We start from the raw sequence: 11,933 nt of genomic DNA, 5'->3' as shown, positions 1-11,933 counted from the left end.
GAAAATATATCCATGTAAGGTACAGGATCTTGTATGAATCTCAAGTCGGGATGACGACGCTTTTCGCATTCACCAAGGGTGCTGCTTAAAGTAATCTTCACTGTGATCGATGAAAGCTCTCACCGCAGGAGACAAGTGTTTACGTGATGAATACAGCGCGTAAATGTTGAGATCATTTGGCTTCCAATCCGGCAACACCGACTCAAGCTGACCCGATTTGAGATAGATATTGCTCAAATAGGTTGGCAGCATCGAAATACCCATGCCTTGCAAAGCGCCATGCAATAACGCCGTGGCCTCATTGCTGGTTAGGCGACACTCAATTCCCACCGATTCGAACTGGTCGCCCTGAGACAAATGCCATACGTGACGCTCAAAGTTTTTGTAACCCAAACAGTCGTGTGAAGATAAATCTCGGGGATGCGCGATCGCGTGGTGAGTTTGTAAATATTGCGGTGATGCTACCAACACCGATTCGCACACCGCAATCGGCTTACCAATCAAAGAAGGATCGGGATCTGACGCAATTCGGATCGCCAGATCGATACGTTGTTCGGTTAGATCACTCACTGAATCTTGCAGATCTATGTCGATATACACTTTGGGGTGCTTTTGCATAAAACTGTTTACTACGGGGATCAACTGTGAGAATCCAAATGAAGTACTAGACGCAAGACGGATTTTTCCGGACAGCTCACCATCAGCGGCAATGTTCGACGTCAACGTATCGGCCTGTTTTAACCAGCGCTCAATCTGAGGCAAGCTGCGCTCCCCTGCGGTGGTGAGTGACACCTTGCGCGTAGTGCGGTGCAACAAACGAGTTTGTAGCCAGTTCTCCATCGACTCTACATAACGAGTCACCATTGGCCGAGACATGTCTAACCGTTCTGCGGTCGCGGTAAAACTGCCAGAATACACCACATCCACAAATACTTTTGCTGCCGTTACTCTGTCCATACATTTGCTCGAAATAAGAAATAGTGATGCACATTATTGTGTATTTTTCCGAGCGTATCAATTTCCTAATATAGCTCCCGTTCCCAAGCCATGGTCGCTTGGCCCCAAATTCTTTAGGAGCTTATTATGAAAAAATTCACTTTGATTGCTGCATCCATTTTAATGGCAAGCCCTGTCCTAGCCTCTCCCCTTACTCTTGAGGTTTACAACGCCGACGGTAACAGCTTCCACGTTAACTCAACCTTGGTATACGGTAAGACTGATGCCATGGTCATCGACACTGGCTTCACCAAAGCTGACGCGATGCGCATTGCCGCCAAAGTGTTGGACTCAGGCAAAACGCTTAAAACCATTTTTATCAGCCAAGCGGACCCAGATTACTACTTTGGCGCAGAGGCCTTACACCAACAGTTCCCTGATGCGCAGATCATCACAACGCCTGCGGTTCAAAAAATTATTAAAGAGAAATTGGCTGGAAAGCTGGCGTACTGGGGACCAAAGCTTGGCGCAAACGCACCGGTAAAACCAGTGATCCCTGTCGCGTACGATAAAGCATCATTAGAGCTAGAAGGTCATAAGATTGAAATCCGTGGTAACCATGGCACATCAGCACACCGCCCTTACCTATGGATTCCAGATAACAAAGCGATTCTAGGTAACGTAGCCGTGTACTCAAACGTACATTTGTGGATGGCAGATGCCGCAGACCAAACCGCCATCAATGCTTGGGAGCAGCAACTTAGCGAGATGCTTGCGCTTAAACCTCAAGTGGTCATTCCTGGTCACATGAAAGCAGGCACAAAGCTGAACGCAGACACTATTCTCTACTCGCAACAATACTTGCAGGATTTTCAGCAAGCGAAAAAACACAGCAATAACAGCGTTCAACTCATTGACACCATGTCTGCGAAATACCCAGAAGCTCAATTGCCAATCGCGCTAGAAATCGGTGCGAAAGTGCATACTGGTGAAATGTCATGGTAACCGTGCATTACTTCTTCGATCCCATGTGTGGTTGGTGCTACGGGGCATCACCACTCATCGAAGCCTTGATGGACACCTCTCAATTTAAGGTAGAGCTTCATCCCGGCGGTATGATTGAGAAGCGCGCGATTGAATCTGAATTTCGTCAGCACATCATCAACAGTGACGCTCGTATCTCAACCGAAACCGGAGCAACGTTTGGTGAAGCATATCTGCAACGCGTGAAAAGCGAAGATGCGTTTGTTCTTGATTCTTATCTACCCACACAAGCGATCTTGAGTGCGGAGAAAATGGGGCTGAATCCATGGCACATGCTAAAGGCCATCCAATCTGCGCATTATCAACTCGGGTTAAAAGTGAATGAAGCATCGACACTCAAAGCCATTGCAGAATCGCTAGGTTTAGCAAGTGATGCGTGGGAGCAAAACATGACGTTAAGCGAAGCCGAGCTAAACGAGAGAATTCACTCTAGCCGACAGTTGATGCGCCAGTTACACGTTGGTGGTTATCCAACCATGATTGCAGAAGTAAATGGCGAGTACTTGACCTTGCCGCACTCGACCTACTACGACAAACCGGCACAGTGGAAGCTTGCATTACAAAAACTGCAATAAGCTCTTCCCCACTCGCTCTTGTTCTTAATCCAAGAGCGAGTGCCAACACCGACATGGCAATCCTGACTCAAACAGGTACAATCCTCGCTCGAATTTTTACTCGCGCGGATACCCACCATGCACTCGCCTGAACATTGTTTTACTCGTTTTACTGCTGATACTTCTGATTATGAATTACCAACGCAGTTTACGTTTCCGTTCTACTACACGCCGCATACTCTTTGCGTTATAGCCGCAAAGCAATTGCAACAGCATTTATTAGCGCAAACCGACTTCGAACACGATTTTGGTTTGGTTAATGAAGAAACGGGGCGAGGCAAAATGTTTGGCGTATTGCTGGTAGAAAGCCCTCAAGGCGAGCTCGGCTTTTTAAGTGCGTTTTCTGGCAAAATTGCTGACCAAAACTTGATTCCAGGATTTGTCCCTCCTGTGTACGACATGCTGACCGATGAAGGCTTCTTCCGCGCAGAAACGGATGCCATCAACGCCGCCAATGCGGAGTACAAAACCTGTGCCGCGAATCCGGAATTGGCAGATCTTAAAGCGCAAATACAAGCCGACCGAGCCGCTTATCAACAAGAAGAGCAAACACAGCGCCAAGTGATGATTGACGGCCGCGCCGCTCGCAAACGACAGCGTCAACAGGGCGAGCAAACGCTCAATGCCGATGATCTCAAAATCTTGTTGGATGAGTTGGGTAAGCAAAGTGTCGCCGAGAAAAACGTTCTCAAATACTTAAAGCAAGCGTGGGATGAAAAGCTTGCAATCAAAGAAGCGCGATTGGCCGAGTTAGAGCAGCAACTTGCTCATCTGAAAGAGCAGCGCAAGACACTCTCCAACGCTTTACAGCACAAACTGCATAAACAATACCGCTTCCTAAACAGCCATGGCGAAGCACGCGACTTGGTGGACATTTTTGCGGACACCACAAACCCAGTACCACCAGCAGGTGCAGGGGAATGTGCTGCGCCAAAACTGCTCCAATACGCGTTTAAATACGGATTCAAACCGCTGGCGCTGGCAGAATTTTGGTGGGGTGTGTCGCCAAAGTCTGAGGTTCGCCAACACAAAAAATTCTACCCATCGTGCAACAGCAAATGTCAGCCGATTTTAGGCCATATGATGCAAGGGCTGGATGTCGAACCTAACCCATTGGCGGAGAATTGGGCAGAAGACAAAGAACTAGAGATAATCTACCAAGACGATGCTATGGTCGTCGTCAACAAGCCCTCAGGCTTACTTTCAGTGCCAGGTAAAACTATCAAGGACTCTGCTTATACGCGCCTACAAGCGATATTCCCTGATGTGGAAGGGCCGTTTGTGATTCATCGCCTCGACATGGCGACCTCTGGCATTTTGGTGTTTGCCTTAACTAAGCGCGCGAACAAAAGTCTGCAAAAACAGTTTATGGCTCGCGGCGTACAAAAACGTTATATGGCACTGCTCGAAGGCGTATTAAACGAGCCTGAAGGGGAAATTTCACTGCCAATGCGTGGTGACCCCGACGACCGCCCACGTCAACTGGTGTGTTTTGAACACGGGAAACATGCAGAAACCTACTGGCAACTGATTGAAGTCAAAGATGGGCGCAGCAAGGTATACATGTATCCGAAAACCGGGCGAACTCACCAACTACGTGTACACAGTGCTCATCACATGGGGTTAAACATGCCGATGGTTGGTGATGGTTTATACGGCGAAAAAGCCAACCGCTTACACCTGCATGCTGAGATGCTAGAGCTGGATCATCCATACAGCAAAGAGCGCATGGTGTTCAAAGCTGAGTGCGAATTCTAACGTCTTCCCGAGTTTAAATAACAAAAAGGCACTGACTATCAGTGCCTTTTTTGGTTTCTAACAACAGAATAAGCGTGATGCGCGATACCGAAAACCGTTAGCTCACCTTAAACTTGGTCCACACCTGAGAGCGCCAACGCCTTGCCATGATGATACCACGCACCCATTCATCGAGTGCGATTGCCATCCAAGCCCCTAAAACGCCATACCCCATGTGAATGCCAAAGATGTAAGAGAAAAGCACACCTAGTCCCCACATACTCAAAATCCCCATTTGCACTGGGAACTTGATGTCACCCGCGCCTTTGAGCCCCGCGATAAAAATCAGGTTAAACACACGTCCGGCCTCGAGCAAAATTGAGCCCATGACTAACGAACCTGCCAATGCGAGTATCTCTGGTTGATCGGTAAATACGCGCAGAATCTCTTCTCTAAACAGGTAAATCAGTGTGGTTGCCGCCGTTGATGCCACAAATCCTACTAAGAAGTAGATTTGTACGCGTTTTAAAATGCTGCTCACCCAACCTTTACCGATGTAGTAACCAGTCTGAATTTGCGCTGCCTGACCAATTGCCAGCGCGAAAGCAAACGAGAAACGGGCAATGTTTTGCGCATAAGTGAAAGCCGCTAACGATGCCGTCCCCATTTGCACCACAAAATACACAATGCAGATTTGCGCCACGTTGTAAGACAGCACCTCACCCGCGTTCATGCCGCCGATTTTTAAGATCTTTTTGTAAATCTCTACGGGCACTTGTTTCATGGTCGACATTGGTAGCTCAATGCTGCTGCGCGCGAGAATAAACCATAACATTAACGTACCGATGACTTGGCTGACGACGGTTGCTATTGCCACGCCTTGCACGCCATACACAGGTAAACCAAATGGCTGGTAAAGCGCAATATAGTTACCAATGATGTTGAACACACCCGAGATCAAATTCACCACCATTGGGGAACGTGAATAACCATGACTACGCAGAATAGTTGTAAAAACAACGCCAATCGTAACGTTAAACGTCATCGCACCGCTTATCAGCAGATATTCATGAGCGTACTGCTCGACTTGCGCTTCCAAGCCGTAATACGGGAGTAGATATATCGCACCAAGCACGGCAATCACACTCAATAGCACACCGACGAGCACAGACAACGCAATACTCGCAACACCAACGCTCACTGACTCTTGCTCGCGTCCAGCGCCATTGTATTGGGCAATCAAAATCCCCGTACCGCTACTGACAAAGGTCGAAACGATGATTAAAAAGAAGGTAATCTGCGTGATCACACCAACAGCGGATACGGCTTTGTCTGAGTAGCCACTCAGCATGAACACGTCACTGGTTCCTAAAGCCGTCCGTAGCAAAATTTCGACAAGAATTGGCCAAGCTAATGCCACGATGGACATTCGTTGGTTGATGTTTTGGCTTTTAGGCATGCTTGTAACCTTTCCTACAACTAAAAACTGCCTCACAATATTTGTGAAGCAGTTTAAAAATAGTGACTCGAACGAAGCTCGATATGAGGTTGTGATTTAGCGCGGATTCTAGTCGCATATTGGTCATAACGACAACAATATTTCGCCCTGTTTCGGAAAAATATTTCTAATGCATTTTCGAAACGACATATGCCTTGACGATACGTAGAGCAGAGATTGGTGAACAATACTCTCAATCAACGAGCACCGAACAGAATCAGGATAATCAATAGAAATATCTCCAACTAGATACATTACTTTGAGTTATCAGTCCAACCATATAGAGCCATGAAGAACCGTCATGAAAACCTGCATGCGCCACCATTCCTCTTTGAACACTCGCACCAAATCACACTGATGGCTTTGCACTAAAAATGACTGATATCACATTTGGAAACTTTGTTGTTCTATTTATCGCGAAAATACCGCCTAGAATAAGCGTACACGTTAATTAAGCAAGGATACGTAATGTCGACATTGGCTGGGGCGCGCTTAGAAGAAATGGCGGACATCCGCTCAACAAGAAAAAAGAAAATTGTCTTTTTATGCTCCAGTATCGCCGCTGCCTGTTTAACTTATGGTTCCATTGCTCAATCACTTGAGAATAACTGGGGTTTAAGCTTTTTCCATGCTTTGTGTGCCTTGGCATGCTTAGCAATCAGTTATGTAATAAAAGTCCAGCGGCACCATCAATACGCCGACTTATGGCTAAGTGCTGTCTTAATGTTCGAAGGGTTATTGTTACTTCTGTATAACGATGCTCCGTCAGGCAAAATGTTATGGCTATATCCTATTGTCGCCACTCTGGTATTAATTAATGAGTTTAAGGTCGGTCTGTTGTTCAGTGGCACCTACATTTTACTGATCTTTTTTGGGGTCGCTTTTTTAGATCGACTGCCAGCAGCCACAGAAATCATAGAGCGGAGATTGATGCTGACCCTGATAGCGACCGCGTTTGTGTGTCACACGTTCTCGTATTACTACACGAAAGTCCTCAATTACATTCAAACACTGTATCGTGAGGGGATTGAGGAGTTAGCATATTTTGACCAGCTCACTGGGCTTGCCAATCGCTGGAGCTTTGAGACTTGGGCGCGCGCAAAGCTCGATGAAATCAAGCACTCATCTGATGACAGCATCACCGCATTGGTCTTTCTCGATATCGATAACTTCAAGCACATCAACGACACCTACGGGCACGATATTGGTGACCAAGTACTTCAAGCCTTCGCCACTCGATTAAAAAATAACATTCGCAACAAAGACAGAAAAACAGATAAACACGACTACTCCATCGCTCGATTTGCGGGCGACGAGTTTGTAATCATGCTTTACGATGTAAAAAGTAAAGATGACCTCGACAGCATCCTAAAACGGATCGTAAATCTGTTTCCGACAGGTTACCGAAGCTACGATATGATTAACGAGTTAACGATGAGTGTAGGTGCTGCTATCTATAAGCAAGATGCAAAGGATTTGTCTGAATTGACTCGATGTGCAGATAAAGCAATGTACGCAGCTAAACATACTGGTAAAAACCAGTACGCCTTTTATGAGCACTGCAATACGGAAGAACAGTCAACATCTGATGCACCAGCGGTACCAGAAGCTTGCTAATGACTAAGCGAACACATGCATCACCCAAAGCCCCACAACGAGGAATACGATTAACCACACTACTTGCAACGTTCTGTTCGGCTTGTCTTGCTGACGAGTGGGGTGATCTTTAAACGCACGGCCCTTCATTTTGCCCATTAAGCTCTTTCCTAGAGCACGTCGATAAAATTCACGTCTCTTATGAGCGGCGTTGGCAACTTCGGTAAAGCGCTGTCTTTGCTCATTGGTGAGATCTTTATCCTCGTAACGAGGAGGGAGATCAGAATGCTTGCGTTGTACTGCCATCACTTCCTCCCTGGTCGATGGGTACATTTTTATTAAGTATATACCCAAATAACCAAAAAGATGCGTTATAAGTGAAGCACATAGACGAAAAAACCACCCGAAGGTGGTTTTATGACGAGCAACAAATGAACGCTAGAAGTACTCACATAAATACGCAGTCGCTTCTTTCACTTGAAGCTCAAATGAAGAATTACCTTCCACTTCAAAAAACTCACCACTTTGATAAGTCGTCCAATCGCTCTCGCCAACACGCTTGACCACAAGCGCACCTTTTACAACCGTCATACGCTCTGGTGCTTGAGTACCAAACGTGTACTCACCAGGAAGCATCACACCAACGCTAACATCCTGATCTTTCTGGTTAAAGCCTAGTGATTTTACACTACCAGCAAAATAGCTATTTTCCTTAATATTCATTATTGGTTTCCTTATCAAAAGTCCGCTCTTTTTTACCTTGTTTCTTTCCGTTACTCAAGCTTTGAAAGCCATTAAACTCAACGTAGTAACGCACATCCTTTGCTACTGAGCGAGAACCTCTTTTCGCGAGGATTAATCAGGCGACCTAAACCGAGCAAGAAAACCTGCGAAGTAATGAATGTGAGCAAACAATAAAACCATCAATAAGATGTGTATCTGAATGTAAAAGTGGACATTAGATCATAGTTTCGTCGTCTCAATGGCGGGATTGTTTGTTTTTAAAAAGGAAGGTTTCCACCATGTTAAAAAAGTGGAGAAAATTAGATCTATGACGGACTCGACTCGCCGAAGGCGAAAAGCACGACAAGAACCAAAACTTTCATTTTTGGCTCGCCACCAATCCAAAATCCTCAAGAGTACATTTGTCTGCTTCGGGATGGGTCTGTTGACGTTTTTTGGCTATCAAATCCACCTCTCCTATCAAGACCACATTGATCCGGAAAAGGTGTACGGCGAATGGATTGAGATTGGCGCGCCACCCTACCAAACAGAACGTCTCGTTTTCACTGAAGATGGGGTATACCGAAACCATCGACTTATTACGACGGAATTTGAATTCGATGGCAAGGTCATCACGTTGAATACCGGATTAGGAAAGACCGCGTATCAGATCTCGGGCTCTCATCTTTCACCTCAAATACGCCGTATTGAGCCTCTTATTCCAGATCAGCGATTCATTCGTAAAGGATTTGAGCATACCGTTCAGGGCTCAGAAACCGGCGCAGCCTCTAAACGTCGTGCCGCGTTGAGTGAACACTTCAGCCGTGACTAGTACGTCTTCACGGCTATTTTTCCTTTCAATTCTCTTTCTATATCAATGAAACAAAACCTTAATAAACAACAAAATAAGGCCTTCATCGCATTTAGCCAACTCGTTACTGAGTAAACAATAATTTTAGTTTCTGCTGAGATTTTATAAATTATTGACTCAGTCTGACACTTTCTGTGTAACAGAGTGCGAGTTTTAGTTAAGTTCTCTCAAGTGCCTCGAAAACCGTCTTAATTTTTTTTGACGAAAAAAAACTCTCTGAAATGCTGAGTGTGATGCTTTTGCACGTGGAGTAAATCCAATCATCTTATCTGGTGCAAGAGCAGCCTATGTTCTAGGTAGAACATGAATCCAAGGATTGAGAGAGAAGTTATGATTCGATTTAACCTATGTGCAGCTGGAGTTGCTTTAGCGCTATCAGGTGCTGCAGTTGCGGCTCCAACCGCACCAAGTATCGATATGTACGGTTCCAACAACCTTCAATTTTCTAAAATTGAACTCGCGATGGAAACCACGTCAGGCTACTACGACATGGTGAAATACCATGATCAAGCGAAGATCACTGTTAAATTTAACCAGTGGAGTGGCACACCTGGTGACACTTACAACGTCTATTTTGATGGTGTAAAAGTAGCAAGCGGCCCTATCACTGGTAGCCAAACGACAGCTTCGTTTGAATACGGCCAAGGTGGCTTATACCAAATGGAAATCGAAGCATGTGATGCGACAGGTTGTGCGAAAAGCGCACCAGCTGAAATCACAATTGCAGATACCGATGGTTCTCACCTGAAGCCACTAACGATGAATGTTGATCCAAACAACAAAACCTACAATACCGATCCAAGCGTCGTGATGGGTACGTATTTTGTTGAATGGGGCATCTATGGCCGTGACTACACCGTCGATAATATGCCGGTCGACAACTTGACTCACATCCTTTACGGTTTTATCCCAATTTGTGGCCCAAATGAGTCTGTGAAGTCTGTTGGCGGCAACAGTTTCAACGCGCTACAAACTGCTTGTACAGGTGTGCCTGATTATGAAGTCGTTATCCATGACCCTTGGGCTGCTTATCAGAAGAGCTTCCCACAAGCTGGTCATGAATACAGCACGCCTATCAAGGGTAACTACGCAATGCTAATGGCATTGAAACAACGTAACCCTGATCTAAAAATCATCCCATCGATCGGTGGTTGGACACTGTCTGACCCATTCTTCGATTTCGTGGACAAGAAAAACCGTGACACATTCGTCGCATCAGTTAAGAAGTTCCTGAAAACTTGGAAATTCTACGACGGTGTTGACATCGACTGGGAATTCCCTGGCGGCGGCGGTGCAGCAGCCGATAAGGGCGACCCTGTAAACGATGGCCCAGCATACATCGCACTGATGCGTGAACTGCGCGTAATGCTTGATGAATTAGAAGCTGAGACAGGCCGTACTTACGAGCTAACGTCCGCTATCGGTGTCGGTTACGACAAGATTGAAGACGTAGACTACGCAGATGCAGTTCAGTACATGGATTACATCTTCGCAATGACTTACGACTTCTACGGCGGTTGGAACAACGTTCCTGGTCACCAGACTGCGCTTTACTGTGGTTCATTCATGCGTCCTGGTCAGTGTGACGGTAGTGGCGTTGATGAGAACGGCGAACCGTACAAAGGTCCTGCTTACACAGCAGATAACGGCATCCAACTTCTTCTTGCTCAAGGCGTTCCTGCGAACAAGCTAGTACTTGGTACAGCAATGTACGGTCGTGGCTGGGAAGGCGTAACTCCAGATACGCTAACCGATCCAAACGACCCAATGACAGGTACTGCTACAGGTAAACTGAAGGGCAGCACAGCACAAGGTGTTTGGGAAGATGGCGTAATTGACTACAAAGGCATTAAGTCATTCATGTTAGGTGCAAACAACACTGGCATTAACGGCTTCGAGTACGGCTACGATGCACAAGCAGAAGCACCATGGGTATGGAACCGTACTACGGGCGAGTTGATCACATTTGATGACCACCGTTCAGTGCTAGCAAAAGGTAGCTACGCGAAATCTCTGGGTCTTGCTGGTCTATTCTCTTGGGAAATTGACGCGGATAACGGTGACATTCTAAACGCGATGCACGAAGGTATGGCTGGTGGTGTGGTTCCTCAACCAAACCGTAAGCCAACCGCAGCCGCTGGCGCAGATCAATCGGTAACAGGTCCTGCAAATGTGGTTCTAGATGGCAGCCTGTCAAACGACTCTGACGGCACCATCGCAAGCTACGCTTGGGAACAAGTATCTGGCACAGCAGTGGTACTAACAGGTGCAAACTCAGCGAAAGCAAGCTTTGATGCAGCAGAAGTTACTGTTGAAGAGCAATTAACTTTCAAGCTGACGGTGTCTGATAACGAAGGTGCAACGGCATCTGACCTCGTTGTAGTAACAGTGAAACCAGCAGGTGTTGTTGACCCAGTGAACAACGCACCAGTAGCGCAAGTTGTTGCTCCAGCAACAGCAAACGCTGGTGACGTTGTGGTTGTAGATGCATCTGCGTCTAGCGATGCAGACAACGACACCCTGACATTCAACTGGACTCTACCTCAAGGTCTGAATGCAACGGTTGAAGGCTCTAAAGTCACGTTCACTGCTGCGGAATACCCGCAAGACACAAGCTTAAGCTTCACTGTAAGTGTGAGCGACGGTAAAGCGTCTTCATCGGCAAGCGCGACAGTGGTTGTTGCACAGCACACAACCGATCCGAACCCTGGTACTTGTGACAACGCATGGGATGCGAGCGCAGTGTACACAGGTGGTAACCAAGTGACTCACGCAGGTAAAACGTGGGAAGCGAAATGGTGGACTCAGGGTGACGATCCTAGCCAATCTGGCGAATGGGGCGTTTGGAAAGAAGTTGGCGTAGCTAACTGTAACTAATTTCAGCCTTGCAGACGTTCTGCTAAATAAACAAAGG

Annotated in this window: 10 protein-coding genes; 6 read left to right on the top strand and 4 right to left on the bottom strand. The window is 46.5% G+C overall.

Features of this window, described 5'->3' with window-relative positions:
• Positions 1–69: 69 nt before the first annotated feature.
• Complete coding sequence (locus tag R7040_RS07845; RefSeq protein WP_054575261.1) at positions 70–957, bottom strand: LysR family transcriptional regulator; 888 nt, start codon at positions 955–957, stop codon at positions 70–72.
• 126 nt (positions 958–1,083) lie between these two features.
• On the opposite strand from R7040_RS07845, the gene R7040_RS07840 reads away from it, so the two are divergent.
• The 3 genes from R7040_RS07840 to R7040_RS07830 all read left to right on the top strand — a co-directional run bounded on the left by R7040_RS07840 (position 1,084) and on the right by R7040_RS07830 (position 4,352).
• Complete coding sequence (locus tag R7040_RS07840) at positions 1,084–1,941, top strand: MBL fold metallo-hydrolase (protein WP_318081171.1); 858 nt, start codon at positions 1,084–1,086, stop codon at positions 1,939–1,941.
• Positions 1,935–2,555 carry a DsbA family protein gene (locus R7040_RS07835; RefSeq protein ID WP_318081170.1) on the top strand — a complete coding sequence of 207 codons (621 nt, stop codon included), beginning with the start codon at positions 1,935–1,937 and terminating at the stop codon, positions 2,553–2,555. Before R7040_RS07840 ends, R7040_RS07835 begins: the two co-directional genes overlap by 7 nt.
• 117 nt (positions 2,556–2,672) lie before the next feature.
• Positions 2,673–4,352: an RluA family pseudouridine synthase gene (locus R7040_RS07830; RefSeq protein WP_318081169.1), complete on the top strand. Its 1,680-nt coding sequence runs from the start codon at positions 2,673–2,675 to the stop codon at positions 4,350–4,352.
• Between the two features lie 97 nt (positions 4,353–4,449).
• Here the strand turns inward: R7040_RS07830 and R7040_RS07825 are convergent, their stop codons facing one another.
• The gene (locus tag R7040_RS07825) at positions 4,450–5,790 is read right to left on the bottom strand and encodes an MATE family efflux transporter (protein WP_064354450.1); all 1,341 of its coding nucleotides are present in this window, start codon (positions 5,788–5,790) and stop codon (positions 4,450–4,452) included.
• Positions 5,791–6,297: 507 nt separating this feature from the next.
• Here R7040_RS07825 and R7040_RS07820 point away from each other — a divergent pair.
• Positions 6,298–7,446, top strand: coding sequence for a GGDEF domain-containing protein (locus R7040_RS07820; RefSeq protein ID WP_053308037.1), 1,149 nt, complete (start codon positions 6,298–6,300; stop codon positions 7,444–7,446).
• Positions 7,447–7,449: 3 nt separating this feature from the next.
• Here R7040_RS07820 and R7040_RS07815 read toward each other — a convergent pair whose 3' ends face one another.
• Together R7040_RS07815 and R7040_RS07810 are read right to left on the bottom strand one after the other, a co-directional pair.
• Complete coding sequence (locus R7040_RS07815) at positions 7,450–7,731, bottom strand: hypothetical protein (RefSeq protein WP_005374405.1); 282 nt, start codon at positions 7,729–7,731, stop codon at positions 7,450–7,452.
• A gap of 132 nt (positions 7,732–7,863) precedes the next feature.
• Positions 7,864–8,148: a pyrimidine/purine nucleoside phosphorylase gene (locus R7040_RS07810; RefSeq protein ID WP_005383244.1), complete on the bottom strand. Its 285-nt coding sequence runs from the start codon at positions 8,146–8,148 to the stop codon at positions 7,864–7,866.
• Positions 8,149–8,476: 328 nt separating this feature from the next.
• Between R7040_RS07810 and R7040_RS07805 the strand changes: the two genes are divergently transcribed.
• Both R7040_RS07805 and R7040_RS07800 read left to right on the top strand, forming a co-directional pair.
• Complete coding sequence (locus tag R7040_RS07805) at positions 8,477–8,980, top strand: DUF2850 domain-containing protein (protein WP_005374408.1); 504 nt, start codon at positions 8,477–8,479, stop codon at positions 8,978–8,980.
• Between the two features lie 369 nt (positions 8,981–9,349).
• The gene (locus R7040_RS07800; RefSeq protein WP_064354449.1) at positions 9,350–11,896 is read left to right on the top strand and encodes a glycosyl hydrolase family 18 protein; all 2,547 of its coding nucleotides are present in this window, start codon (positions 9,350–9,352) and stop codon (positions 11,894–11,896) included.
• The last annotated feature ends 37 nt before the right edge of the window (positions 11,897–11,933 follow it).

It is taken from the genome of Vibrio sp. 1069, from assembly GCF_033340555.1.
Note: the sequence above shows the minus strand (reverse complement) of the source record. Positions and strands in the feature narration are given on the sequence as shown.

Bases quoted from the DNA above. Each gene is read 5' to 3' on its own strand.
- R7040_RS07805 (WP_005374408.1), top strand. From the start codon at position 8,477: ATGACGGACTCGACTCGCCGAAGGCGAAAAGCACGACAAGAACCAAAA.
- R7040_RS07840 (WP_318081171.1), top strand. From the start codon at position 1,084: ATGAAAAAATTCACTTTGATTGCTGCATCCATTTTAATGGCAAGCCCT.
- R7040_RS07830 (WP_318081169.1), top strand. From the start codon at position 2,673: ATGCACTCGCCTGAACATTGTTTTACTCGTTTTACTGCTGATACTTCT.
- R7040_RS07810 (WP_005383244.1), bottom strand. From the start codon at position 8,148: ATGAATATTAAGGAAAATAGCTATTTTGCTGGTAGTGTAAAATCACTA.
- R7040_RS07815 (WP_005374405.1), bottom strand. From the start codon at position 7,731: ATGGCAGTACAACGCAAGCATTCTGATCTCCCTCCTCGTTACGAGGAT.
- R7040_RS07845 (WP_054575261.1), bottom strand. From the start codon at position 957: ATGGACAGAGTAACGGCAGCAAAAGTATTTGTGGATGTGGTGTATTCT.
- R7040_RS07800 (WP_064354449.1), top strand. From the start codon at position 9,350: ATGATTCGATTTAACCTATGTGCAGCTGGAGTTGCTTTAGCGCTATCA.
- R7040_RS07835 (WP_318081170.1), top strand. From the start codon at position 1,935: ATGGTAACCGTGCATTACTTCTTCGATCCCATGTGTGGTTGGTGCTAC.
- R7040_RS07820 (WP_053308037.1), top strand. From the start codon at position 6,298: ATGTCGACATTGGCTGGGGCGCGCTTAGAAGAAATGGCGGACATCCGC.
- R7040_RS07825 (WP_064354450.1), bottom strand. From the start codon at position 5,790: ATGCCTAAAAGCCAAAACATCAACCAACGAATGTCCATCGTGGCATTA.